Below are 23,084 nucleotides of genomic sequence, written 5' to 3' on the forward strand. Positions count from 1 at the left end.
GCCGGGGAGCGCCCGGTGAACATGCAGGTCAACCATCGGCACACGCCATCCCGCAAGGTCCGTTTCAAGAAGACGGGCCTTGATTACGTCGTCTCCTGGTCTGTGATCGGGCTTTTCCTGATCTTCGCCCTAATCGCGCTGCATCTCGCGTCCTTCATCCTCATCCCGCTCACCATGGCCGTGGTCGTCGGTCTGATCCTCGGCATTGCTGCCGACCGTCTCGGCAAGCTGGGTGTTCCCCCGACGCTGACGGCAATCATTCTTTCTGGGCTCTTCCTTGTGGTGCTTCTCGTATTGATCAGCATCGTCTGGACGCCGATCGCCATGCTGATCGAGAACGGACCGGACATGGTCAACCAGGTGATCGCCTATCTCGAGCAGATCCCGTGGATGGAGCGGCCTCTGGCGATCCTGTCCCGTGGACCGGACTCGCTCGAGACCATGATGGAAAACTCCGGCACGATTCTCTCGACCATCGCAGCCGGTGTCACGCCGGCCTTGCTGCAGGTCTTCATTTTCATCGCCGGCCTGCTGCTTTTTCTTTCCTGCCGGCTAGCGCTCCGCCGCGAACTGATCCGCGCTTTCGCGGATCGCGCCCGCCGCCTGAAGGCCATTCGCCTCCTGAACGAGGTTGAGGAGGCGCTTGGCTATTATTTTGCCACCGCCGTCATCGTCTATGGCCTCTTCGGTGTGGCAGCCGGCATCGTCGCCTGGCTTGGTGGACTCGGAACACCGGCGCTCTGGGGAGTGGCAGCTTTCCTGTTGAGCTTCATCCCCTTCCTCGGCATCGCCATGGTGACGATTGCCATGGTGATCGGCGGGCTCCTGGTGCACGAAAGCCTGTTCTGGGGGCTGATGCCCGCTTTCATCTTCTTCGTGCTGGACGGCTTCCTGGAGAACCTGCTCATCCCGGCCGTCATGGGCAAAAGGCTTCAGATGAATGCCTTCATGCTGTTTGGCGCGATTGTCTTCTGGACATGGCTCTGGGGCGCTGTCGGCGCCATGCTCGCGGTTCCGCTGACCCTCATTTGCATGACCCTCTATGCCGGCATCATGCCCCAGACGAAAATACAGCCGAACCTGCCCGGCTAGTCTCGCCTGTCATCTCGTCGTCATCGACAAGTCCTAGGCACCGCTTGAAACGAGCGGTGCCCATACATGACAAACGACCTCCCCCGCCTGCGGCTCGGCATTATCGCCGATCCGCAATATGCCGATCTTGATCCAAACCCGGTTCTCGACCGCCACTTCCGCCAGTCTCTGCCGAAGCTGCGGGAGGCGGTTGCGCACTTCAACACGCAGGCGCTCGATGCCGTCGTGGTGCTGGGCGACCTCATCGACCGCGGCTGGGACAATCTCGCGCCGGTCCTGGAAATCCTCGAGGGTCTTGCGGCGCCACGCATCCTGCTTCCCGGCAATCACGACTTTCTCGTCACGCCGGATCGTCTGCCCGACGTTCACGCCGCCCTTGGCATGCCGGCCCCCTATCACGAGGTGCGGATCAGGGGCCTGCGTCTCCTAGTAACCGACGGTAACGAGATCTCGCTCTTCGCACCACCGGAAGGCGATCCCCGGGGCGACGAGGCAAAGCAGCGTCTCGCCGAGTTGAAAGCGAAGGGCGCGCCCAACGCCCATGAGTGGAATGCCGGCATCTCCAGCCGACAGATGAACTGGATCGCGGACCGGCTTTCAGCCGCGCAAGCGAGTGGAGACCAAGTCATCCTGCTCGGCCATTACCCCCTCCATCCCTTCTCGGATCATTCTTTGTGGGATGCCGAGGAACTGACCCGGCTTGTCACGGCATCGCCTGCCGCATTGTCCTATCTCTGTGGCCATCAGCACACCGGAAACTATGCCGAAAAAGACGGCGTCCACTTCGTCAATTTCAAAGGCATGGTCGATACCGAGCGCCAAAATGCCTTTGCCGTGCTCTCGGTTTTCGAGGACCGCATCGAGATATCAGGGCATGGTCGCGAGCCGGATCGGCGGCTCGATCTGGTGCGTGAGAAGCGGCGTATCGGCGTGCCTTCCTGACGGTTTGCTGACAGACGCCTGACGCGAATTCGTCATAAATATCCGAAAGTTGATCGGGGGCTGACTTATCACTCCTTTGTGACTTCAATCGGCTCTCCCAAGCCTGCAAACATGTGTTGCCCGCAAATGATCGCCGGTGCGCCGGCCGAACTCTGGAGAAAAGCTGATGAAGTTGAAAGTTGTTCTGTCCGCTGCGGCGGCGATCTGTCTTGGCGTGTCCGCAGCGATCGCTGCGGGCGAACCGCAGGTTGTCCGTCAAGAAGAGATGAAGAAGGTTGGCGGCGCCATGGGCACGCTCGGCGGTATCGCCAAGGGCGAAAAGCCCTATGATGCCGATGCCGTAAGAGCAGCCCTCACCACGCTGGTCGAGGTCAGCAAGACCTTCCCCGATCACTTCCCGGCCGGAAGCGAAACCGGCATGGACAGCGAGGCTGCCCCGGCGATCTGGCAGAACATGGATGACTTCAAGGCAAAGTCCGCCAAGCTCACCGCCGCTGCCGAAGCGCAGCTCGCTAGCTTTCCGGCCGACCAGGCAGCCGTCGGCGCGGCCATGCAGGCCATTGGCGGCACCTGTGGCGATTGCCACCAGACCTACCGTCTGAAGAAGTAAGAGCTTTGCGGCGGGCGGAGTCCGGCTGATCCGGATCGCCCGCCGATCTGCGCTCTGAAGGGCGACGCGTGGTTATGATGGAGGCCTTTGATGGCATCGACTTGGGTCAAGGGATTGGGTGCGCTCGCCGTGCTCGGGATTGCAGGTTTCGGTGGCTTCCTGGTCGTCACGGCACCTGACCGCCAGGACCCGTCCGTCTGGGCCAATCTCGGCGAGCCGGATGTCGCCCATGGCCGTGAAGTCTTCTTCGCCGGCGGTTGCACGAGCTGTCACGCGCCGGCGGGAGCCACGGGCGATGCGCGGCTGATCCTGTCAGGCGGAGCGCCGCTGAAGAGCGATTTCGGCACCTTCCACGCCCCCAACATCTCGAGCGACCCGGAAGCCGGCATCGGCGCCTGGACGCTTGCCGAGTTCGGCGATGCCATGACCCGCGGTGTGGGTCGAGAGGGCGAGCATCTCTACCCGTCCTTCCCCTACGGCTCTTATGTCCGCATGACGCCCAAGGATATCAACGACCTCTATGGGTTCATGAAGACGCTGCCCGCAAGCGACGCAGTCGCGCCGCCGCATGAACTGGGCTTCCCCTTCAATCAGCGCCTCGTGCTGGGGGGCTGGAAGTTTCTCTATTTCACCGATGCGCCTCGGGTCGAGCTCGCCGATGCCTCCGACATGGTCAAGCGCGGCCAATATCTGGTGGAAGGCCCAGGCCATTGCGGCGAGTGCCACACGCCCCGCAACGCGCTTGGCGGCTTCCTCTCCGGCCAGTGGCTGGCCGGCGGACCCAACCCAGAAGGCGAGGGCACCATCCCGAATATCACGCCGGGCTCAAAAAGCATGGGCTCCTGGGGCGAGGGCGACATCGTCACCTATCTGGAAACCGGCTTCACCCCCGACTATGACAGCGTCGGCGGCTCCATGGTCGAGGTGCAGAAGAACATGGCCGAGCTTCCCGCCTCAGACCGCGAGGCGATCGCCGCCTATCTGAAAGCCATCCCCGCGGTTCAGTAAGCTCGCATAGCCTGTTCAGCATCGCGCAAGCCTTGCCTGTCATCATCCTGTCGTCGAAATGACTTCGGAGGGGACATGAGCATCGAACGCCGGCGGATGGAGAATGCGCTCCGGTCCTTGCTCGACAACTACCCCGATCCGGCCCTGCATCGCTGGGTGGACGAAACGGTCCGGGCCTTCGAAAAGCGTCTCTCTGCCATTGTCGATCCGCGCGAACGCGACCATGCCCAGCAGGCGGCTCTTATCCTGATCAAGACAACCCTGCAGAAGTGGTCGGAAAACCCGCCCGTCAGGCACTGACGCGGCTTTTTCCTCAGCCGCGATGCTCGGCGGCAAACAATGCCAGCTCTTCCTGCGCTTCCGCGCTGTAGAGACCGAGGGCCTTCAGCACCTCGATCGTAAACGTATCGGGTGACGAACCGGCTGCCGTCACGATCTTCGCATCCAGGACCGCCTGGGGCTGGTCGAGATAATGCGCTTCGCCTCGATAGCCGGGATACTTCTTGTGCGAGGCGAGCGCATTTCCGGTATGCGCCACATCATTGAGAACACCCGTCGCTGCCAGCGCGCTCGCCGCAGCGCAGATGCCGCCCAGAACCTTCCCCTTGTTGCGAAACGCAGTCGCTAATGCCGTGAAATCATATGCCACGCCCTTTTCCCAGGCATAGCCGCCGGGAATGATCAGCGCGTCGAACCGCTCCGCATTGATCGCGTCGAAGCCGATATCCGGTGTCACCTTCAGGCCGCCCATCGACGTGACGGGCTTGCCATCCGGACTTGCGGTCACGACCTCGCAGTCGAGCCAATAGCGGGCTGCTGCCATCAGGAGCGCCGGCTCCCAGTCTGCGTAGTCGTTCTGCAGGGCAATCACGATACGGGGCATGGATAAATCCTCGCGTGCGGAGTAGAAAGTTCAGCTGAGCGCCTGCAGGTAACGCATGCCGGTGACTGGGCGCGGAATGAAATCCATGTTCTCGTAGAAACGGTGAGCGGCGAAATTGCCGGTCGCAGCCGAAACGGAGAGGAAGTCGCAACCGGAAGCCCGGGCGATCTGGCGGGCGCGATCGACGAGATGCTGGCCGATGCCGTTCCCGCGCTGGCCGTCACAGACGAAGAGATGGTGCAGCTCCATGCCGCGCTTGCCTTCCTGCGCCTTGTAGAGCGGCACGAGGATCGCGTAGCCGATCAGGCCTTCGCCGCTGTCGGCGACCAGCGCCTGGATCCAGGGCATCGGGCCGAACAGGTCGCGCTCCAGCACCTCGGGCGTCATCGCCGAAGCATCACCATGATGCATGGCGAGAGCCGCAATCATCGCGTTGAGTTCCGGCAAATCGCGCGGCTTCGCATGGCGGATCGCCACGATCGGCGGGCGGGGCAGGGTGAGGTCAGTATCTTCGGTCATGTCACTTTCCCTTGGTCTCTTCTCGTGCCGTCAGGGGGAAAGTCGTCCGGAAAACAACAAGGCCGCCTGACGGCGGCCTGTTGACAATGTGATCTTGTCGGGCCGCCGGTTACCGGTAGGCCCAAAAATACGTGCAGGTGATGTTTGCGCGAATATCGATCATGGCCGGTGTGATGCGCCAGTTTAAATCGATTGTCAACGGGTGGCGTGGGTGTTTCAGGCTTGATGATATGTTATAGGTTGAGCATGGGAGTTCGCAAACATGACGATCAGTCTGAAGCTTGACGATGATGACCGCGAAAGGATCGAACGCCAGCTTGCAAGCGGTCGGTTCGCCGATGCCTCAGCCGTGGTCAGTGCCGGGCTGGAATTGCTTGATGAGCTTGATGGTGCGAGAGATTGTTGGCTCGACGTCGAGATTCCTGCTCGTTTCGCCGATGCCGAACAAAATCCCGATCGGCTGATCTCTGGTGACGAGGTATTCGCGCGACTTGAGGCACGCCACCGCAGTCGCGTGAGTAACCGGTAAGATGACCCGGCCGCTGATTATTCATCCGGATGCGGCCGGAGAGCTCAACGACTTGTACGATTACATCGCCGAACACTCCGGTCCGGACAGGGCGTGGGGCTATGTCAGCGCCATAAAATCCTTCCTCGTTGATCTCTGCGCTTACCCCAAGCGCGGAAGTCTGCGGAGCAGCGCGGTGGACGGGCTGCGGATCATAGGCTTCCGCCGGCGACTGAGCATTGCCTTCGTCGCGCGCGACGGTGACGTCTTGGTGCTCGGCTTCTTCTATGCCGGTCGCAGTATTGATGCCGCACTGCTCGCCCAGCGGGTTAATCTGACCGAGGGTCGTTGACAATCAACGCTCCGCCCCCAACCCGGCGCTTGACCGTGAGCATTGGCTATCAATGCTCATGCTCGCAAAGCCCGTGATCGGACAGCGCCCGGATCACATAACAATCACCCACCGTATGGCAGTCGGCATGCGAGACGATCCGCGCCAGTTCCGTCTCCAGCTTCTTCAACCGAGCAATCTTCTCCTGCACCTCCTCCAGCTGCTCGCGCGCGATCTGGTCCGCCCGCTCGCAGGGCTCTTCCGGGTGCCGGCTGAGCGTCAGGAGTTCCCGGATCGCCTCGATCGGAAAGCCGAGATCGCGCGCGTGGCGGATGAAGGTCAGCCGATCGAGGTCGCTCTTTTCATAACGCCGCTGATTGCCCTCAGTCCGGTCGGGCGCCGAGATCAAGCCCATCTGTTCATAGTAGCGGATGGTCGGCACCTTCACCCCGGCGCGCCGCGAGAGATCTCCGATCGAAAACATGAAAATTACCTCTTGAACCTCTAGTGACTAGAGATCCTATCTTGGCGTCATGACCACATCAAGATGTGAAGGATCGATACGTTGAGTGCTGCCTGCGGACATGACCATGCCCCATTCGATGGCATGTCGGAAACCTACAAACGCCGCCTGTGGATGGTGATTGCCATCAATGCCGCGATGTTCGTGGTCGAGATGACGGCCGGCCAGATGGCACGTTCTCAGGCCCTGCAGGCTGACGCCTTGGACTTCTTCGCCGATGCCGTGACCTATGGCATCTCGCTGGCCGTCATCGGTGCGACGCTGAAGACCCGCAGCATGGCCGCCGCGGCCAAGGGTGTCAGCCTCTTCCTGATGGGGCTCTGGGTCTTCGGCTCCACCGTCTGGCGTGTCTTTCAGGGCGGTGTGCCGGAGGCGCCTATCATGGGCTTCATCGGTCTTCTGGCGCTGGCGGCCAATGCCGTGAGTGTACTGCTTCTGATGTCCTACAAGGATGGGGATGCCAACGTCCGCTCCGTCTGGCTCTGCTCGCGCAACGACGCGATCGGCAATGTCATCGTGATGATCGCAGCCTTAGGCGTCTGGGGCACGGCGACTGCATGGCCGGATCTGGTCGTCGCCGGCATCATGGCAGGCCTCTTCCTGAATTCCTCGATCCAGATCCTCACTCAGAGTTATCGCGAGTGGCGGGCGGGCGAGGCCATCTCCCTGTCATCCTCCTGCTGTGGACCGGCAGGCGCATCTTGCGAGGCGGGCCACGATCACGACCATGATCACGAATATGGCCACCACCACAGCCACGTCTGAGATCCGGCGGCCAAACGCAAGAAGGCCGGCCTGGCATCATGCCGGCCGGCCTCCTTGACCGCATTGTCTCATCAGAATTCCTGATAGGGCGAGGGGGGTATCTCGTATTCGCGATAAGCTGCTTCCACCATCTGCACGCGGGAATCGGCCGGCGAGCGATCGCGGTTCTGCGTGTTGCCGATATCGACGATCGCCTTGCGCGAGCCTTCCACCGTCCAGAGCGCAGACGCGAGCTGGTTCGACAGGAGCGTGCTGGAGAATGTGCTGGCTCCGGTCGCGCGGCCGGTGGGTGTCGCAGGCGTCTCGGGTGCAGCATCCTCGGTACCGACCGTGCTCGGCACGTGACGGCTTTGGTAGGAGTAGCTGCTCAGGCCGCTTTCGATCCTCATGGCAAGAACCTCGGTTGAGAAATTAACCTTTTGTTAACTTTTCAACCTTGCGCGAAGCTTGCGTCCCGCATTGCATTATGACGATTGGCCCTTGCGCAACGACGCGACTGAAAGTACGCGCCGCGAATCAGGAATGTCAGCCTTGGCTGTTTCAGGCATTGCCGAAACAATGCCCAAAACACACCCGTTATTGCTTCTAGAATGTGACCGGCGTCACCGCCTCACATCTTACCCGCCACCTTGATCGCATAGGCATATTCGAACGCGATCTCTTCCAACCGCTGGAAGCGCCCCGACTTGCCGCCATGGCCGGCGGCCATGTTGGTCTTCAAGAGGAACGGACCGGCCTCCGGGGCGGTCTCGCGCAGCTTCGCGATCCACTTGGTCGGCTCCCAATAGGTGACGCGCGGGTCGGTGAGGCCCGAAAGCGCGATGATCGGCGGGTAGGGCTTCTTCTCGACATTGTCGTAAGGGCTGTAAGCCGCGATCCAGCGATATTCCTCTTCCGACTCGATCGGGTTTCCCCATTCCGGCCATTCCGGCGGGGTGAGCGGTAGGGTGTCGTCGAGCATGGTGTTCAAGACGTCGACAAAAGGCACGGCGGCGATGATGCCGGCGAATTTCTCCGGCGCCATGTTGGCGACTGCCCCCATCAGCATGCCACCGGCCGATCCGCCTTCGGCGATGATCCGGTCGTAAGCGGTGAAGCCTTGCCTCACCAGGTGGTCGGCAGCCGAGATGAAGTCCTTGAAGGTATTGACCTTCTTTTCCATCTTGCCGTCTTCATACCAGGAAAAGCCCTTGTCCTTGCCGCCGCGGATATGGGCGATGGCATAGACGAAGCCGCGATCGGCGAGCGACAGGCAATTGGTGTTGAAGCCGGCGGGAATCGTGATGCCATAGGCGCCGTAGCCATAAAGCAGGCAGGGGGCCGAGCCGTCGAGCTCGGTATCTTTCCGGTAGAGCAGCGTGACTGGCACCTTTTCGCCGTCATGCGCTTCGGCAAAGACCCGGCGGGTCACGTAGTCCTCCGGTTTGTGGCCCGACGGCACTTCCTGGGTCTTCAGAAGCGTACGCTCGCGCGTCGCCATGTTGTAGTCGAAGAGCTGGGACGGCGTCGTCATCGACGAATAGGAGAAGCGGATAACGTCGGTCTCGTATTCCGCAGCCCCCTGCAAGCCCAGCGAATAGGCTTCCTCGGCAAAGGCGATCGAATGTTCTTCGCCGCTCTTCCGGTCGCGGATCATGATGACCGGCAGGCCCTCGCGACGCTCCAGCCAGACGAGATGGCGGGCGAAGGCCATGTGGTTGAGGATCAGCCGGCCCGGCTCATGCGGCACCACCTCTTTCCAGTTCGCCTTGCCCGGTGCCGTTACCGGCGCCTCGACGATCTTGAAGTCCTTGGCGCCGTCGGCATTGGTCAGGATGTAGAAGACGTCTCCACCTTCCGTCATCGAATATTCGACGCCTTCCTCGCGTTCGGCGACCAGAACCGGCTCGGCCATCAGGTCCTTGGTCGAGAGCAGACGGTATTCGGAAGTCTCGTGGTCATGGATGTCGATAAAGATGAAGTCGTCGAGCAGCGAGCCGCCGACGCCCATGAAGAAGCCGGGATCCTTTTCCTCGTAGACGAGTCGGTCAGACGACTGCGGCTGGCCGACGATGTGGTGGAAGACCTTGGACGGTCGGTGGTTCTCGTCCTGCAGCGTATAGAAGAAGCTCTTGCCGTCAGGCGCCCAGACCCCGCCGCCGGCAGTGTTTTCCAAGACGTCGTCCAGATCCTGCTTGGTCGCGAGATCGCGGATCCGGAGCGTGTAGTATTCCGAGCCCTTGTCGTCATAGCCCCAGATCCCGAAGGTATGATCGCTCGTATGGTCGATGCCGGACAGGCGGAAGTAATCCTTGCCCGCAGCCTCCTTGTCACCGTCGAGCAGCAACTCGCGGATCGCTTCGTCCTTCGGATTGCCGTCGCGCGGGATGCGGAAATAGCGCGGCTGTTCGCCACCGGTGACGAAGGCCGAGCCATAGGCGAAGGGGCCGTCCTTCATCGGGATCGATGAATCGTCCTCCTTGATGCGGCCCTTCATCTCGACAAAGAGCTGCTTCTGCAGCTCCTTCGTGTCCGCCATCGCCGCTTCCATGTAGCTGTTCTCGGCTTCCAGGTAGGAGCGGATTTCCGGATCGAGGATCGAGGTGTCCTTGAACATCGCCTGCCAGTTGTCGGCCCTGAGCCACGCGTAATCATCCGTGCGGGTGATCCCATGACGCGTGTCGGTGACGGGCTTCTTTGCGACAGTCGGCGGAGCGGGCAGGTTCTTGAAGACGGACAAGGGAGATCCTTCCGGAAAATGGAACAGCTGAAGATCATCGAGAGATAGAGAGGCGGCGCGGCGCGATCAAGCGCCGCGGCAATGGGGATCAGCCGTCCGTGCCAGCCGTCGACTTCGCCCAATCCATGTAAAGCTCCAGCGCCTTGCGGGTCACCGGGCCTTCCTGGAACTGCGCATTATCGAGCCGCGTCACCGGCACCACCTTGGAGTAATTGCCGGTCTGGAAGACCTCGTCGGCATTCATGAAGTCCTCGACCGACAGCGTCGCCTCGCGCACGTCGAAGCCGGCCTGGCGCAGCAGGCCCATGATGCGGGCGCGGGTGATGCCGGCGAGGAAGGTGCGGTTGGCAGCAGGCGTATAGACCACGCCGTCCTTCACCATGAAGACGTTCGAGGAGGCCGTCTCCACCACATTGCCGTTCATGTCGCGCACCAGCGCATTGTCGAAACCGCGTTTGCGGGCATCGATGATCATGCGACCGGAATTGGGATAGAGGCTGCCGGTCTTGGCGTCCGTCATGGCGCATTCCGGCGTCGGGCGGCGGAAGGGCGAGACCGTCAGCGAAGAGGGCTTGGCGGTGTGCATAGGTGCCTCGAACAGGCAGAGCGCAAACCGGGTCGATTCCGGATCGGCGGCGACCACGGAGCCTGCCTGGCCGTGCTCGGCCCAATACATCGGCTTGATATAGATCGCCGTCTTACCGTCGAACTTCGCAATGCCTTCCCAGGCAAGGCGCTCGATCTCTTCCGCCGCCATGGTCGGCTTCATGCCCATGTTTTCGGCCGAGCGGTTGACGCGCTGGCAATGCAGGTCGAGATCCGGCGCGATTCCGTCGAACCAGCGCGCCCCGTCGAACACCGTCGAACCCAGCCACATGGCATGCGAAACCGGTCCGATCAGCGGCGGGTTGCCGGCAAACCAGTCGCCGTCGACATAGGTGAAGGTGGGGGTGCGGGCGGATGTATCGACAGCCATTGCGGGTCTCCTGTTCTCGTTGCTTCGCAGCAAAGGCGCCCAGCGGCTGAAGGTCAAGGCGAAACACGTCATCGGGACACAAATCCGCAATGTTCGGTTCTTGTGCGGCGATTTCCACGCAAATTCAGCAGCTTGAGTGATCGATCGATCAATGCTGCTGATGAAGCGAGATCAGGCCAAGGTCGCAATTCGCGTGGTTAAAGAACCCGTAACGGATTCCTGAAATATTGATCGAAGTTGAGATCGCGATCTTCGGGTCTTTTGTTCTGCGTTTTCTTGGGGGTCACCATGAACAAGGTGCGTATCGTCGCCTGTCTTGCCGCGTCCGTTGCGGCCTCGTCTTCACCGGCACTTGCCGAAGGCTTCTTCTCCGGCAACTGGTATGTGACGCTCGGCGGTGCCGGCATCTCGGCTCCGACCTTCGAAGGGGCCAAGGACAACAAGTTCTTCTTCTCCCCGATCATCTCTGTCGGTCGAGGCGGTGCCCCGCGCTTTTCCTCGCGCAACGACAATCCGAGCTTTGCGATCTATGACACCGATGTGCTGCGCGCCGGTGTCGTCGGCAAGTTCGTCCGCGGTCGCGATGCCGGCGACGACAAAGCCCTGCGCGGCCTGTCGGAGGTCGATTGGGGCGGCGAACTCGGTGGCTTCGCGGATGTCTATGTCACGGACTGGCTGCGTGCCCGCGCCGAACTGCGCCAGGGTATCCGGGCCCATGACGGCCTTGTCGCCGACATCGCCGTTGACGCCTTTACCGATATCGCACCGGATCTCAGGGTTTCCGCCGGCCCGCGCATGACCTTCGCCACCAGCGGCTATACGGATGCCTATTACGGCGTGAACGCGGCGGAATCCGCCGCTTCGGGCCTCAGCCAGTATGATCCCGATGGCGGCATCACGTCTTATGGCGCAGGCGGCGCGATCACCTGGGCCGCCACCGACAAGCTTTCGATGAGCGCCTTCACCGAATACAAGCGCCTGGCAGGCCCTGTCGCCGACTCGAGCCTCGTCGAAGAGCGTGGCAGCAAGAACCAGCTGATGTTCGGCGTCTCCGCCAGCTACAAGTTCGGCGTCAGCTTCGACTGACGAAAGGCCGCAGCCGATTTTCGAGCCGGGAGGGCAGGGGGCGGTTTTCTTAGGTCTGCCCATGCTCTATCAACAGGGGCATGAGCACAGCCGATCCGAACATTGATCGCGTCATCGACGCGCCCTCCGACAATTTCGTCTATCGCGTATTGCCGCGATGGCTCTGGCCGCATGCCCAGCTTGCCCGCTGGGACCGGCCGATCGGCTGGCAGCTCCTGATGTGGCCGTGCTTCTGGTCCTCGGCGCTCGCGGCCAATGCGCTTGCCGCCGAAGGCCGGTTGAATGCAGGGCTCTTTATCTTCCACCTCGTGCTCTTCTTCATCGGCTCGGTCGCCATGCGCGGGGCCGGCTGCACCTATAACGATCTCGTCGACCACGACATCGACAACATGGTGGCCCGCACGCGCTCGCGTCCCTTGCCGTCCGGACGGATCAGCCGCCGCAATGCCAAGATCTTCATGGTCGTGCAGTCGCTGGTTGGTCTCGCCGTATTGCTCTGCTTCAACAGCTTCTCGATCGTGCTCGGCATTCTCTCGCTGGCGGTCGTTGCGATCTATCCCTTCGCCAAGCGCTTCACCGACTGGCCGCAATTCTTCCTCGGGCTTGCCTTCTCCTGGGGTGGCCTCATGGGCTGGGCCGGGCTGCACGGCAATCTCTCGCTAGCCGCGATCCTCGTTTATCTCGGCGCGGTCGCCTGGACGATCGGTTACGACACGATCTATGCCCATCAGGATCGCGAAGACGATGCCCTGGTCGGCGTGCGCTCTACGGCGCGCCTCTTCGACCGGGATACCAAGATCTGGCTCACCGGCCTTTACGGCCTGACGCTCATCCTTCTGCTTTCGGCATTTCTGGTCGGCGGTGCGGCTTTCCCCGCGATCATCGGCTTGCTTGTTGCAGCGGCGCTGTTCGCCTGGCAGATCAAGGTGCTCGACATCGACGACGGTGCCCAGTGCCTCGCGCTCTTCAAGTCGAACAACCGGGTTGGTCTCATCATTTTTCTCGGCCTTGTCGTGGCCATTCCCTTCGCCTGATCTCTCTTCAGGCTGCGCTAATACAAGGGCCAATTTCGTTTCATTTCGAAACGCCGGCGGACAATTACCCTCAAAAGCAAGAGGCCCAGAAGTTGTCTTCCGGGCCTCTTTGATGTTCGGTCCTGGGACAGGATCAGTTGCGGGCGATGATTTCCTTTCCGGAAATCTTCATGGTTACACCCAGCTTGCCGGTCGTGCGGCGCACGAGGAAACGCGGGCGGCGCTCTGCAAAATAGGAGTGGCGGCGACGCGGCTGCGTCTCCTTGGTGCGAACGTCGCCCAGATGATCTTCGAGCGGGCGGGCAACGCCATCGGCTTCGACCATCAGCATGGGAATGCGGAAGGCATCTGCCCAGCCGCGCCAGTCGGCGGCGATATCGCAGAGATCGTGGGCCACGAGCAGCGGAATGCAGAGATCCGGATCTTCGTGATGCAGTTCGAGCGTTACGGTCACCTCGCCGTCGCCATGGTCAATGGCACGCGCGGCAACGCCCTTGAAGGCGCGGGTCGGAAGAGCGAAGGAAAGCGGCAGGCCGCTGCCGGGGAGGATCTTGCGCAGGACTGCGCCGCGTTCATCGATGGTGATCGTGACGTCGCCAAGCGCGCCGCGCAGGGCATAGGTCACCTGCTGAGGGAACCGCGCAGGGTCCAGTCGCAAAGTGGCACCGGCCCATGCTGGCTTCAAAACCGTGTTCGTCATCTTCATGCTACCCTTGTTTTACCCGAGAGCGCGTCATGTGCTCGTCTGTTCGGGACTTTTCGTCCTCTGTGGGGTCAACATAGCCAGCCGCTGTTGGAGACAGCTTAAAAGACGCGGTAAAGAAAACCTTGCGCAGTCAAATGGTTAGTTTTGTCACACCGGTCACGGTTTCGAAAAAGTGAAATTCCGCTCCGATCTGTTCCACGGCGGAACGTATGCTTGCGCTGAGGCCAGGCGGCGCGGCGAAGGGCGTTGAAACTCATTTCGCTTCTTCACCATTCCATAAAGCTTGAGGCAAGGATTTCGCGCCATACTGTGATTCGCGCGCGATACGTTCTCTAAGGAATCCTGATGGTCTCGACCTATCTGAGCTACAATCTCGTCAACCGTGACATCAAGGCGAGCCTCAACCGCACCGCCTCTGATCCGGTCGTCGCGCGCCAGACGGAGTATTTCAAGGAGAACATCGGCAAGGTGAGCTCGCTCGAGGAATTCCTCGACGACTACCAGCTCTATTCCTATGCGATGAAGGCCCATGGTCTCGAAGAGATGACCTATGCCAAGGCTTTCATGAAGAAGGTGCTGGAAAGCGATCTCTCGGATGAAAACAGCTTTGCCAATCAGCTGACCGACGAGCGCTATCGCAACTTCGCTGCATCCTTCCAGTTCTCCGCCCAGACCACCGATCTCCAGACCGATGCCCAGCAGGCCGAACTCCTGGAGAAATACGAGGCGTCACTGGCGGAGGAGAGCGATACGCTCGAGGCCGAGTCCTTCTATTACGAAGCGATGATCGACAAGGTCACCAATGTCAGCGGCCTCGTCAACAACAGCCGCCTGATGACTTTCGTGCTCGACGCCTATGGCATCGACGGCACCTATTACACCAAGGATCATCTGACGCAGATCCTGACCAGCGACACCTCGGATCCGGACAGCTACGTCAACCAACTCGTCGCCAACGGGTCAGCCAATGCCGCAAGCTTCCTCAAGCTCGCAGAGGCCTTCGACTTCAATGCGGATGGATCGCTTGCGGGGGCGACGGCCCAGACAGCGGCCCAGAAGGAGCAGACCGTCTCGCTCTATGTCGACGAAGAGCAGACCTACGTCACCGACTACTACCGCCAGCGCGAGCGCGCCTATTATGAATCGAAGATCTCGACGATCACGAGCGTCGATGAGCTGACGTCCGACAGCCGCCTGTTCAACTATGTCCGCACGGCTTTCGAACTCGGCTCCGTGTCGGCCTCCACCTTCAAGTCGATCGTCACCAGCGACACCTCGGATCCGGATAGCTACGCCGCCACCAATGGCGGGGATGCCTGGGTGGCGATTGCCGGCAAGTTCAACTTCGCCAGCGATGGCACGGTCGAATCCGGCATGACCGCGCAGGGCTCCACCCAGCTCGCCTCCACGCATTCAGGCTTCTCGACCCTATACGATGACGCAGACGAAGAGCGGAAAGACGCTCTGATCGACCTCTTCAAGACCAATATTTCCGAAGCAGAGAATGTCGACGACCTCTTGTCCGACACCACGATGCGCCTGGTCCTGCAGCGCACCTTCGGTTTCGAAGCGAACGAATTCTCCAACAGCGAGTTGCGCAAGGCGCTGACCAGCGACTTCACCGACCCGAACAGCTACGCCAACAAGTCGAAAGACAGCCGCCTGATCGAGATGTCGAAGCTCTTCAACTTCGACAGCGAAGGCAATGCCGCCGTGCCGCTTCAGGCTCACAACTCGCTGACGGCGACGATGATTGCCAAGCAGTATGTGATCAACGAGGTTCGCTTCCTCGAAGACCCGGAAAAGACGGAAGTCCGCGAAGCCGCGACCAAGAAGGCCGAGGTTTATCAGGAGAAGATCCAGTCGATCGACTCGGTCAGCGAACTGCTCGCAAACCGCGAAGTAGTCGATGTGGTGATCGGCGCCTTTGGTCTGGAAGCGGACGACGTTACCGACGACTTCCTCAAGCAGATCTTCGGCTCCGACCTTTCCGACCCCAAGAGCTTCGTCAACCAGCAGACCGACAGCCGCTGGGCCGAACTCGTCGCCTCCTTCAACTTCGACGCCGAAGGCAATCTCACCCGCGAGACGATCGGCACGATCCAGCAGCGCGGCGAGACCATGGAAACGGTCAACAAGTATCTGCGCCAGACGCTGGAAGAGACCGAAGGCGAGAGCAACGAGGCTGTCCGCCTGGCGCTTTACTTCCAGCGCACGGCACCGACGATCACGGATGCCTACGGCCTCATCGCCGACGATGCGCTCATGGCGGTCTTCCGCACCACCTTCGGCTTTTCGGACGAGTTCTCCAACATGGATGTGGACCAGCAGGCGCGCATCATCGGGGAGAACCTGGAGCTTTCCGACCTGCAGGATCCGGCCAAGCTGGAACGCCTGCTGCAGCGCTATTCGGCCATGTACGACACTGAAAACGCCACCTTCAGCGATCCCGCAATCTCCATCCTGAGCGGCGGCAGTGGCAGCATTTCGGCCGATCTCCTCTTCAGCCTCGCCCAGCTGAAGGCCTGATCTTACATCATTCAACAACCCGTCGGCCTCTTGTCGACGGGTTTGTTTTTGTCTATCGATATATCCATTGGGATATATCGAAATGGAGGCCACCGTGATCCGCCTGATGAAGACAACAGCTCTCGCGCTCTCCGCACTGTTTGCCGTGACCGCCACGAGCCTTCTGGCAACAGCCGCCCACGCCGAAGAGCCCGTCACGGTCTTCGCGGCGGCGAGCCTCAAGGAAAGCGCCGAACAGGCCGCTGCCGCCTGGAAGGCTGCTGGCGGAGGCGAGGTCACCTTCTCCTTTGCGGGAAGTTCAGCACTGGCCAAGCAGATCGAGGAAGGCGCGCCGGCCGATATCTTCATTTCCGCCGACCTCAAATGGATGGAACATCTGGACAAGGCCGGCAGAGTGAAGGGCGATAGCCGCGTCAATCTGCTCGGCAATCGCATCGTGCTGGTCGCGCCGAAGGATTCCGCTGTCACGGCCACCATCGCTCAGGATTTCCCTCTCTCCGATCTGCTCGGGGATGAACGCCTCGCCATGGCCAATGTCGATGCGGTCCCCGCTGGCACCTATGGCAAGGCTGCACTCCAGAACCTTAATGTCTGGGACAGCGTGCAAGACAAGGTGGCGCAGGCAGAAAACGTCCGCGCGGCTCTACTGCTCGTCTCGCGCGGCGAGGCACCGCTCGGCATCGTCTATGAAACGGACGCCAAGGTTGATCCAGGCGTGAAGATCATCGATCGTTTCCCCGAGGCGAGCCACCCGGCAATCATCTATCCGGTCGCCTTGACGACGGATGGCAAGAACCCGCGCGCCGCCGAATTCCTGGCTTACTTGCAGGGCGCGGATGCCCATGCCATCTTCACCGCCGCGGGCTTCACCGTGCTGGCGAAGACCAACTGACCTTCGATCGACTGAAGCCGAATTCTGCAACGCATCCGGGATGTTACATTTGACGCTGACGGCCGAAGAATGGACCGCGATGCTGCTCAGCCTGAAGGTCGCGACTGTCGCCGTGGCCTTTTCGCTGCCGCTGGGCCTGCTGGTCGCCTGGCTTCTCTCGCGCAAGGAGTTCTGGGGCAAATCGCTCCTGAACGGCCTCGTGCATCTGCCGCTGATCCTGCCGCCCGTCGTCACCGGTTATCTGCTGCTGATCACCTTCGGCAGACGCGGCGCGGTCGGCGCATTCCTGGAGCAGTCGCTCGGCCTCGTCTTCTCCTTCCGCTGGACGGGGGCGGCCCTGGCCGCCGCCGTCATGGGCTTTCCGCTCCTGGTCCGCTCCATCCGCCTCTCGCTCGATGCCGTCGACCGGAGGCTCGAAGCCGCTGCCGCCACCCTTGGCGCGCCACCCCCTTATGTCTTCGTCACCGTCACCCTGCCATTGATCCTGCCCGGCATCGCCGCCGGAGCGATCCTCGCCTTTGCCAAGTCCATGGGCGAGTTCGGGGCCACGATCACCTTCGTCTCGAACATTCCCGGCGAGACGCAGACGCTGGCCGCGGCGATCTACACCTACACTCAGGTCCCAGGCGGTGATCTCGCCGCCATGCGCCTGACCCTGATCTCGATCGTTCTGTCGCTCGGTGCCCTGATTGCCTCCGAATTCCTGTCGCGGCGCATCGCCGCTCGAGTCGGAGCGGCCTGATGCTGGAGCTTGCCATCCACCACCGCCAGGGCGATTTTGAGCTGCAGGCCGACCTGACCCTGGGCGAGGGGCTGACGGCCCTCTTCGGTGCTTCCGGTTCGGGCAAGACCACACTCATCAACATCATCGCAGGCCTCATCCGTCCGGAGGAGGGTCGCATCCTCTTCAATGGCGAGACCTGGAACGAGAAGGGCACCTTCCTGCCGCCACACCGCCGACGCATCGGCTATGTCTTCCAGGAAGGCCGCCTCTTTCCCCATCTGACGGTCCTGCAGAACCTGCGTTATGGCGAGGGCCTGCTGCCGCGCGCCGAGCGCCGCGAAGACCTCGACCGCATCGCTGCACTTTTAGGGATTGCCGGCCTGCTCGGCCGCCGCCCCGCCCATCTCTCGGGTGGCGAAAAGCAGCGCGTCGCGCTTGGCCGCGCCCTGATGGCAAGCCCGAAGCTGCTCTTGATGGACGAGCCTTTGTCGGCCCTCGACACCGCGCTCAAGGCGCAGATCCTGCCCTATATCGAGCGCATCCGCGACGAGTTCGGCGTGCCGATTATCTATGTCAGTCACTCGGTGGAGGAGGTGGCGCGTCTCGCCAATGCTCTGGTGACCTTCAAGGGGGGCAGAGCGAGCGGGGTTGGCCGTCCGGACGAGGCATTGGCAACGGTCGCGCAGGCCTCGGGCGATCTGCCGGCCGGCAATTTCATCGAGGCGGAGATTACCGCTCACGACGAGACGGACGGCCTGACAGAGGCCAGCTCGGCTGCGGGCCCGCTGCTGTTACGCCGCACGCCTCTGCCGATCGGCACACGCGTCCGTGTCTTTGTCCCGGTCTCGGATATCGTTGTGGCGACGGAACATGGCCAAGGCCTTTCCGCCCTCAATCGGCTCTCGGGCCGAGTCCTTGCCGTCGATGACGGATCAGGGGCGAGCGTCACGCTCACCGTCGACTGTCAGGGCCAGACGATGATCGCCGAAGTAACGCGCCGATCCCTGCGCCAGCTGGCGCTGGCTCCGGGCAAGCCGGTCCATCTTCTCTTCAAGACGGTGTCCATCGCGTCCGAAGGCCTCTTCCGGCAGGTCCTGCCCTGAGCGAAGGCAGGCCGCTCAGCTGTCGTCTTCGTTCTTTTGCCCGGCGGGAACGAAGTCATGCGATTGCATGGCCTCCAGCCAGTCGAGATCCGACGAAAGCGCCTTACGGCTCTCGGCGTCCATCCGCCGGCAGGCCTTAAGCAGCGTCTCGCCGAACGGCGTCAATCCTGCGCCGCCGCCACTTTTTCCCCCGTGGCGGGTGAAGATCGACGGCTCCTTGAACATCCGGTTGATCTCGTCGGCGAGCAACCAGGATCGGCGATAGGACATGCCCATCGCAGCACCCGCCGCCCGGATCGAGCCGTGCTCCTCGATCAGCGCCAGGAGCTGTGCCTTGCCTGGCCCAAGCCGCGCGCCATTGGCGAGGTCGATCCGGAGCGATAGGCGAGGGGAGCCGGTCATCGGATCAGCCGATCACCTTGCCGGGGTTCATGATCCCGGCGGGGTCGAAGGCCTGCTTGATGCGCCGCATCAGCTCCGTCTCGATCGCCGGCCGGCTGGCCGCAAGCTCGTCGCGCTTCAGCTGGCCGACACCATGCTCCGCCGAAATCGAGCCCGTATGCTTGTGCACGACAGCGTGCACGACCGCATTGACCTCGCGCCAGCGGGCAATGAAGGCGGCCTTGTCGGCGCCGATGGGCTGGCTGATGTTGTAATGGATGTTGCCGTCGCCGAGATGGCCGAAGGCGCAGATGCGGGCATCCGGCATCAGCGCGTGGACGGCGGCATCTGCTTCCTTGAGGAAGGCCGGAATGCGCGAGACGGGCACCGAAACGTCATGCTTGATCGAACCGCCCTCCGGCTTCTGCGCATCCGACATGCTTTCGCGCAGGTGCCAGAAGGCATCCTGCTGTGCGATCGAACTTGCGATCGCGGCATCCGAGACGAGCCCCGCCTCGAAGGCCTCTGCCAGCAGCTCCTGCATCATGGTCTCGGCAGTTTCAGCCGAGTCCGAGGTCGAGATGTCGACCAGCGCATACCATGGGTGAATGGAAGCCAGCGGATCGCGCACGCCGGCGATATGTTTCGTCGTGAATTCGATGCCGATCCGCGGCATCAATTCGAAGCCTGTCAGTGCCGAGCCGCAGCGCTGCGAGGCCTTCTCGAAGAGCTGAAGCGCAGCTTCGGGCGAGGCGAGCCCCACATAGGCGACCTGTTTGCCACGCGGGCGCGGCACCATCTTGAGCACCGCACCGGTGATGATGCCGAGCGTGCCTTCCGCGCCGATGAAGAGATCGCGGAGATCATAGCCGCTATTGTCCTTCTTCAACCGCCTGAGCCCGTCCCAGATCTCCCCCGTCGGTAGCACCACTTCCAGCCCAAGGCAGAGCTGACGCATATTGCCATAGGCGAGCACGGCCGTGCCGCCAGCATTGGTGGCGAGATTGCCGCCAATCCGGCATGATCCTTCGGAGCCCAGCGAAAGCGGGAAAAGCCTGCCATGCTCCTCGGCTGCCTTCTGCACGTCGGCCAGGATCGCTCCGCCATCGGCGATGATCACGTCCGCAACCGGGTCCACTTCCCGGATCGTGTTCATCCGCTCCAGCGAGAGCAGCACATCCTGACCATCTTCGCGCGGCACCTGGCCGCCCACGAGGCCCGTGCGCCCGCTGACGGGCACGATCGCCGTCCCGGTCTCAGACGCAAGCTTCATGATTGCAGAGACTTCCGCCGTCGATCCAGGCTTCAGAACCAGCGGCGAGGCGCCATGATAGAGCCCGCGGTTTTCGGTGAGATAGGGCTTGATGTCGTCGAGAGAGGTCAGCGCGTTCGTCTCGCCGACGATGTCGATGAAGGCGCGCAGACGTTCGGCAAGGCTAATGGTCACGTTCATCTCTGTCATTCCTCCGTGCCACGCGGGGCTGCTGCCCGCATCAGCCGGTCGTTGATCGCCTCGCCAAGCCCCTCGTTCGGGATCGCTGCAACGGCTATGCCCTTCGCGCCGCTCGCATCCGCCCGCTTCAGGTAGTCGAAGAGATTGCTCGCGGCTTCGGCAAGGTCGCCTACGGGGCTGAGGTTGAACAGCGCTTTGGCTCCCGCTGCTCCGGATATGTCGCCGGAACCGAAGGCGATCAAGGCCTCGTCCTGCGCCACGCTCGTCGCGTTCAGCCGCACCGAGGCGTCAGGCGCATAATGCGAGGCTAGCATGCCAGGCGCTTCGATCGCGGCTGTCCCGGACGCCTTCGGCCGGCTGATTAACGTGCCGATGACAGCTTCGATCGCCTCGACCGCGATGCCACCGGGCCTCAAAAGCCGTACGTCGCCGCCCTCGACCTTCACGATGGTCGATTCCACGCCGACAGGGCAGGCGCCGCCATCGATGATCACGTCGATCTTCTGTCCGAGGTCCGCCGCCACATGCTGCGCCGTCGTCGGGCTGATCCGGCCAGAGGAATTGGCGCTGGGTGCGGCGAGCGGCCGGCCCAGATTGCGAATAAGCTCGGCGGTAAAGCCGACAGGCACACGGATGCCGACGCTATCCAACCCGGCGGTCGCCAACGGATGAATGCCGCAATTCTCCTGGAGCGGGAGAACCAGCGTCAGCGGTCCTGGCCAGAAGGCCTCTGCAAGTTTCCGCGAGAGCGGATCGAACACGGCATAGCGCTCTGCCATGGCAAGATCCGCCATATGGCAGATCAGCGGGTTGAAGCGCGGACGCCCCTTGGTTTCGTAGATGGAGGTGATCGCAGCGGGATGCGTGGCGTCGGCCGCAAGCCCGTAGACGGTCTCGGTCGGGATCGCGACAGGCCTCTGGCGCATCAACACCTCGGTGGCCGCCGTGATGGCCTCCGCCTTGTCCTTGTCCGTTGCGATCGGGATGATCCGCGCCATTTTTGAGATGCCTTCCGGTCTGCCTTTGCCCGTCCTTATCGCCTGCGCGACGAGCCGGCAAATCCCTTTTTCAGCGCGATGGACCGCAGTTTCCACCCTATTTTTTAATGGGGTGGCGAGACATCTCAAATTTTAACTACCGACGTAACCGAAAGAAAGAGAACTTCGCCTATGGTCAGGCCAAGAGACGGGAAAGCCTCACTCGGGGAAGTGGACAGATGCAGCAAGTCAAGAATCCTGCCGCCAGCATTGCGCTTCGCGTCGCCACCGCCATGCATCAGATGGGCATCGACGGTCTGCCGCGCAATTACGAACTGGTCTATGAAGCCTATTCCGGCAGCAATCCGGAACTGGTGCGTGAGTTCATCGCGCTCGGCAAGGTCAAGACCCAGGAAGCGCTCGACGAGCTCGGCCGCAAGTATCTGCCGCATCACCATGAAGACGGTCTGCTGAGCCGCCAGAACGGCCAGGTTCGCGCAGAGATGAGCAACTTCATTTCGCTCCTCAACGAGGAAAAGATCTCGCTCACCGATTACGGCCGCGTCATCGGTCATGCCTCGAAGACCATCCTGACCGAAGCCGACCTCGAAGGCACGCCGCTCGGCCAGTCGATCAAGATGCTGAAGGCCGCGACCGAGAAGCGTGCGCATCAGAACAGCAATGTCGTGCGCGCCGTGGTCGACAAGACGGCAGCGCTCGCCGATCTGCAGCGCGAGGCCGAAGAGGCCGAAGCCGCCAAGTTTGTCGATCCGGTCACCCGCCTTGCCTCGCGCCGCGCCTTCAACAAGGCCGTCGCCAAGATTTATGCAAACCCGGAAATGCCCGTCCTCTGCGGTGTCGCCATCGGCGAGATCGATGATTATGCCCGCATACAGGAGCAGATGGGCCCGGCCGTGGCCGAACGCTTCCTGATGCAGGTCGCCAAGGTTCTCGAAGCCGTCTCCGGCGGTGGCGACCTTGCCTGCCGCTTCGATGCCGGCCGCTTCGGTCTGCTGCTTTACACCTCCGATCAGGAGGAAATCAGCCGCGTGGTCGATCTCGTCCGCGCCAAGCTGAAGGCCACCAATTTCGTCGGCTCGTCGAGCGGTGCCCGCGTCGGCCAGCTCACCATGTCCTTCGGCATTTGCTTCTCCGAGCAGGCCCCGAATGCCTTCGACTTCACCAACTTCGCGGAAAAGGCGCTCGCCACCTCCAAGTCGGCCGGCGGTGATACCGTCACGGTCTATGGTGCGAACGACTATGTCTCGAAGGATTGGCTGATCTACAAGAAGAAGCCCGTCGGCGGTTTCGGCGCCTGATCGG

At 61.9% G+C, this 23,084-nt stretch carries 25 protein-coding genes; 15 read left to right on the top strand and 10 right to left on the bottom strand.

What is annotated here, in order from left to right:
* Window positions 1-21: 21 nt before the first annotated feature.
* From M1E12_RS02220 to M1E12_RS02240, 5 genes are all read left to right on the top strand, one after another.
* Window positions 22-1,092 (top strand): AI-2E family transporter, encoded by a 1,071-nt coding sequence (locus tag M1E12_RS02220; RefSeq protein ID WP_210309845.1) that lies wholly within the window; start codon window positions 22-24, stop codon window positions 1,090-1,092.
* A 66-nt stretch (window positions 1,093-1,158) separates the two neighbouring features.
* Window positions 1,159-2,034, top strand: a complete 876-nt coding sequence (locus M1E12_RS02225) for a metallophosphoesterase (protein ID WP_479563592.1) — start codon at window positions 1,159-1,161, stop codon at window positions 2,032-2,034.
* Between the two features lie 166 nt (window positions 2,035-2,200).
* On the top strand, window positions 2,201-2,644 hold the full coding sequence (locus tag M1E12_RS02230; protein ID WP_479563593.1) for a c-type cytochrome: 444 nt from the start codon (window positions 2,201-2,203) through the stop codon (window positions 2,642-2,644).
* A 90-nt stretch (window positions 2,645-2,734) separates the two neighbouring features.
* The gene (locus tag M1E12_RS02235) at window positions 2,735-3,652 is read left to right on the top strand and encodes a c-type cytochrome (protein ID WP_479563594.1); all 918 of its coding nucleotides are present in this window, start codon (window positions 2,735-2,737) and stop codon (window positions 3,650-3,652) included.
* A 75-nt stretch (window positions 3,653-3,727) separates the two neighbouring features.
* Entirely contained in the window at window positions 3,728-3,952 is a 225-nt protein-coding gene (locus tag M1E12_RS02240) for a hypothetical protein (protein WP_113460664.1), read from the top strand.
* 13 nt (window positions 3,953-3,965) lie between these two features.
* On the opposite strand, the gene M1E12_RS02245 is transcribed toward M1E12_RS02240, so the two are convergent.
* The gene (locus tag M1E12_RS02245; RefSeq protein ID WP_479563595.1) at window positions 3,966-4,535 is read right to left on the bottom strand and encodes a DJ-1/PfpI family protein; all 570 of its coding nucleotides are present in this window, start codon (window positions 4,533-4,535) and stop codon (window positions 3,966-3,968) included.
* Window positions 4,536-4,565: 30 nt separating this feature from the next.
* A complete protein-coding gene (locus M1E12_RS02250) occupies window positions 4,566-5,054 on the bottom strand; it encodes a GNAT family N-acetyltransferase (protein ID WP_136542236.1) in 489 nt (162 codons plus the stop codon).
* 262 nt (window positions 5,055-5,316) lie between these two features.
* On the opposite strand from M1E12_RS02250, the gene M1E12_RS02255 reads away from it, so the two are divergent.
* Entirely contained in the window at window positions 5,317-5,583 is a 267-nt protein-coding gene (locus tag M1E12_RS02255) for a ribbon-helix-helix domain-containing protein (RefSeq protein WP_136542235.1), read from the top strand.
* 1 nt (window position 5,584) lies between these two features.
* Complete coding sequence (locus M1E12_RS02260; protein ID WP_479563596.1) at window positions 5,585-5,914, top strand: type II toxin-antitoxin system RelE/ParE family toxin; 330 nt, start codon at window positions 5,585-5,587, stop codon at window positions 5,912-5,914.
* Between the two features lie 49 nt (window positions 5,915-5,963).
* On the opposite strand, the gene M1E12_RS02265 is transcribed toward M1E12_RS02260, so the two are convergent.
* A complete protein-coding gene (locus M1E12_RS02265; protein ID WP_479563597.1) occupies window positions 5,964-6,377 on the bottom strand; it encodes a MerR family transcriptional regulator in 414 nt (137 codons plus the stop codon).
* A gap of 81 nt (window positions 6,378-6,458) precedes the next feature.
* Here M1E12_RS02265 and M1E12_RS02270 point away from each other — a divergent pair, with 81 nt between their 5' ends.
* A complete protein-coding gene (locus M1E12_RS02270) occupies window positions 6,459-7,181 on the top strand; it encodes a cation efflux transmembrane domain-containing protein (protein WP_479563598.1) in 723 nt (240 codons plus the stop codon).
* 71 nt (window positions 7,182-7,252) lie between these two features.
* Here the strand turns inward: M1E12_RS02270 and M1E12_RS02275 are convergent, their stop codons facing one another.
* The 3 genes from M1E12_RS02275 to M1E12_RS02285 form a co-directional block, all read right to left on the bottom strand.
* Window positions 7,253-7,570: a hypothetical protein gene (locus M1E12_RS02275; RefSeq protein ID WP_479563599.1), complete on the bottom strand. Its 318-nt coding sequence runs from the start codon at window positions 7,568-7,570 to the stop codon at window positions 7,253-7,255.
* Window positions 7,571-7,791: 221 nt separating this feature from the next.
* Entirely contained in the window at window positions 7,792-9,900 is a 2,109-nt protein-coding gene (locus M1E12_RS02280) for a S9 family peptidase (protein WP_479563600.1), read from the bottom strand.
* 88 nt (window positions 9,901-9,988) lie between these two features.
* On the bottom strand, window positions 9,989-10,876 hold the full coding sequence (locus M1E12_RS02285) for a branched-chain amino acid aminotransferase (protein WP_479563601.1): 888 nt from the start codon (window positions 10,874-10,876) through the stop codon (window positions 9,989-9,991).
* 288 nt (window positions 10,877-11,164) lie between these two features.
* On the opposite strand from M1E12_RS02285, the gene M1E12_RS02290 reads away from it, so the two are divergent.
* Window positions 11,165-11,962: a MipA/OmpV family protein gene (locus M1E12_RS02290; protein WP_479563602.1), complete on the top strand. Its 798-nt coding sequence runs from the start codon at window positions 11,165-11,167 to the stop codon at window positions 11,960-11,962.
* Window positions 11,963-12,042: 80 nt separating this feature from the next.
* A complete protein-coding gene (ubiA, locus tag M1E12_RS02295) occupies window positions 12,043-12,996 on the top strand; it encodes a 4-hydroxybenzoate octaprenyltransferase (RefSeq protein WP_136542227.1) in 954 nt (317 codons plus the stop codon).
* A 133-nt stretch (window positions 12,997-13,129) separates the two neighbouring features.
* Here the strand turns inward: ubiA and M1E12_RS02300 are convergent, their stop codons facing one another.
* Window positions 13,130-13,696, bottom strand: a complete 567-nt coding sequence (locus tag M1E12_RS02300) for a DUF6101 family protein (protein ID WP_113460696.1) — start codon at window positions 13,694-13,696, stop codon at window positions 13,130-13,132.
* A 351-nt stretch (window positions 13,697-14,047) separates the two neighbouring features.
* On the opposite strand from M1E12_RS02300, the gene M1E12_RS02305 reads away from it, so the two are divergent.
* From M1E12_RS02305 to modC, 4 genes are all read left to right on the top strand, one after another.
* On the top strand, window positions 14,048-16,231 hold the full coding sequence (locus M1E12_RS02305) for a DUF1217 domain-containing protein (RefSeq protein WP_479563603.1): 2,184 nt from the start codon (window positions 14,048-14,050) through the stop codon (window positions 16,229-16,231).
* Between the two features lie 97 nt (window positions 16,232-16,328).
* A complete protein-coding gene (gene modA / locus M1E12_RS02310) occupies window positions 16,329-17,123 on the top strand; it encodes a molybdate ABC transporter substrate-binding protein (protein ID WP_479564802.1) in 795 nt (264 codons plus the stop codon).
* Between the two features lie 40 nt (window positions 17,124-17,163).
* Window positions 17,164-17,865, top strand: coding sequence for a molybdate ABC transporter permease subunit (gene modB / locus M1E12_RS02315; RefSeq protein WP_136542224.1), 702 nt, complete (start codon window positions 17,164-17,166; stop codon window positions 17,863-17,865).
* The gene (gene modC / locus M1E12_RS02320; RefSeq protein WP_479563604.1) at window positions 17,865-18,950 is read left to right on the top strand and encodes a molybdenum ABC transporter ATP-binding protein; all 1,086 of its coding nucleotides are present in this window, start codon (window positions 17,865-17,867) and stop codon (window positions 18,948-18,950) included. Before modB ends, modC begins: the two co-directional genes overlap by 1 nt.
* A 15-nt stretch (window positions 18,951-18,965) precedes the next feature.
* On the opposite strand, the gene M1E12_RS02325 is transcribed toward modC, so the two are convergent.
* Genes M1E12_RS02325 through M1E12_RS02335 form a run of 3 tightly spaced genes read right to left on the bottom strand, consistent with a single transcriptional unit; the run spans window position 18,966 to window position 21,782 of the window.
* Window positions 18,966-19,352 carry a winged helix-turn-helix domain-containing protein gene (locus M1E12_RS02325; protein WP_136542222.1) on the bottom strand — a complete coding sequence of 129 codons (387 nt, stop codon included), beginning with the start codon at window positions 19,350-19,352 and terminating at the stop codon, window positions 18,966-18,968.
* A 4-nt stretch (window positions 19,353-19,356) separates the two neighbouring features.
* Window positions 19,357-20,784, bottom strand: a complete 1,428-nt coding sequence (locus M1E12_RS02330; protein WP_479563605.1) for an FAD-binding oxidoreductase — start codon at window positions 20,782-20,784, stop codon at window positions 19,357-19,359.
* A gap of 5 nt (window positions 20,785-20,789) precedes the next feature.
* Complete coding sequence (locus tag M1E12_RS02335) at window positions 20,790-21,782, bottom strand: L-threonylcarbamoyladenylate synthase (RefSeq protein WP_479563606.1); 993 nt, start codon at window positions 21,780-21,782, stop codon at window positions 20,790-20,792.
* 218 nt (window positions 21,783-22,000) lie between these two features.
* Here M1E12_RS02335 and M1E12_RS02340 point away from each other — a divergent pair, with 218 nt between their 5' ends.
* Entirely contained in the window at window positions 22,001-23,080 is a 1,080-nt protein-coding gene (locus M1E12_RS02340; protein ID WP_479563607.1) for a GGDEF domain-containing protein, read from the top strand.
* The last annotated feature ends 4 nt before the right edge of the window (window positions 23,081-23,084 follow it).

The organism is Rhizobium sp. K33, assembly GCF_056501445.1.

Excerpts from the sequence above, each read along its gene's own strand:
- M1E12_RS02220 (WP_210309845.1), top strand. The coding sequence starts at position 22 with ATGCAGGTCAACCATCGGCACACGCCATCCCGCAAGGTCCGTTTCAAG.
- M1E12_RS02225 (WP_479563592.1), top strand. The coding sequence starts at position 1,159 with ATGACAAACGACCTCCCCCGCCTGCGGCTCGGCATTATCGCCGATCCG.
- M1E12_RS02230 (WP_479563593.1), top strand. The coding sequence starts at position 2,201 with ATGAAGTTGAAAGTTGTTCTGTCCGCTGCGGCGGCGATCTGTCTTGGC.
- M1E12_RS02235 (WP_479563594.1), top strand. The coding sequence starts at position 2,735 with ATGGCATCGACTTGGGTCAAGGGATTGGGTGCGCTCGCCGTGCTCGGG.
- M1E12_RS02240 (WP_113460664.1), top strand. The coding sequence starts at position 3,728 with ATGAGCATCGAACGCCGGCGGATGGAGAATGCGCTCCGGTCCTTGCTC.
- M1E12_RS02245 (WP_479563595.1), bottom strand. The coding sequence starts at position 4,535 with ATGCCCCGTATCGTGATTGCCCTGCAGAACGACTACGCAGACTGGGAG.
- M1E12_RS02250 (WP_136542236.1), bottom strand. The coding sequence starts at position 5,054 with ATGACCGAAGATACTGACCTCACCCTGCCCCGCCCGCCGATCGTGGCG.
- M1E12_RS02255 (WP_136542235.1), top strand. The coding sequence starts at position 5,317 with ATGACGATCAGTCTGAAGCTTGACGATGATGACCGCGAAAGGATCGAA.
- M1E12_RS02260 (WP_479563596.1), top strand. The coding sequence starts at position 5,585 with ATGACCCGGCCGCTGATTATTCATCCGGATGCGGCCGGAGAGCTCAAC.
- M1E12_RS02265 (WP_479563597.1), bottom strand. The coding sequence starts at position 6,377 with ATGTTTTCGATCGGAGATCTCTCGCGGCGCGCCGGGGTGAAGGTGCCG.
- M1E12_RS02275 (WP_479563599.1), bottom strand. The coding sequence starts at position 7,570 with ATGAGGATCGAAAGCGGCCTGAGCAGCTACTCCTACCAAAGCCGTCAC.
- M1E12_RS02285 (WP_479563601.1), bottom strand. The coding sequence starts at position 10,876 with ATGGCTGTCGATACATCCGCCCGCACCCCCACCTTCACCTATGTCGAC.
- M1E12_RS02290 (WP_479563602.1), top strand. The coding sequence starts at position 11,165 with ATGAACAAGGTGCGTATCGTCGCCTGTCTTGCCGCGTCCGTTGCGGCC.
- ubiA (WP_136542227.1), top strand. The coding sequence starts at position 12,043 with ATGAGCACAGCCGATCCGAACATTGATCGCGTCATCGACGCGCCCTCC.
- M1E12_RS02300 (WP_113460696.1), bottom strand. The coding sequence starts at position 13,696 with ATGACGAACACGGTTTTGAAGCCAGCATGGGCCGGTGCCACTTTGCGA.
- M1E12_RS02305 (WP_479563603.1), top strand. The coding sequence starts at position 14,048 with ATGGTCTCGACCTATCTGAGCTACAATCTCGTCAACCGTGACATCAAG.
- modB (WP_136542224.1), top strand. The coding sequence starts at position 17,164 with ATGTTACATTTGACGCTGACGGCCGAAGAATGGACCGCGATGCTGCTC.
- modC (WP_479563604.1), top strand. The coding sequence starts at position 17,865 with ATGCTGGAGCTTGCCATCCACCACCGCCAGGGCGATTTTGAGCTGCAG.
- M1E12_RS02325 (WP_136542222.1), bottom strand. The coding sequence starts at position 19,352 with ATGACCGGCTCCCCTCGCCTATCGCTCCGGATCGACCTCGCCAATGGC.
- M1E12_RS02330 (WP_479563605.1), bottom strand. The coding sequence starts at position 20,784 with ATGAACGTGACCATTAGCCTTGCCGAACGTCTGCGCGCCTTCATCGAC.
- M1E12_RS02335 (WP_479563606.1), bottom strand. The coding sequence starts at position 21,782 with ATGGCGCGGATCATCCCGATCGCAACGGACAAGGACAAGGCGGAGGCC.
- M1E12_RS02340 (WP_479563607.1), top strand. The coding sequence starts at position 22,001 with ATGCAGCAAGTCAAGAATCCTGCCGCCAGCATTGCGCTTCGCGTCGCC.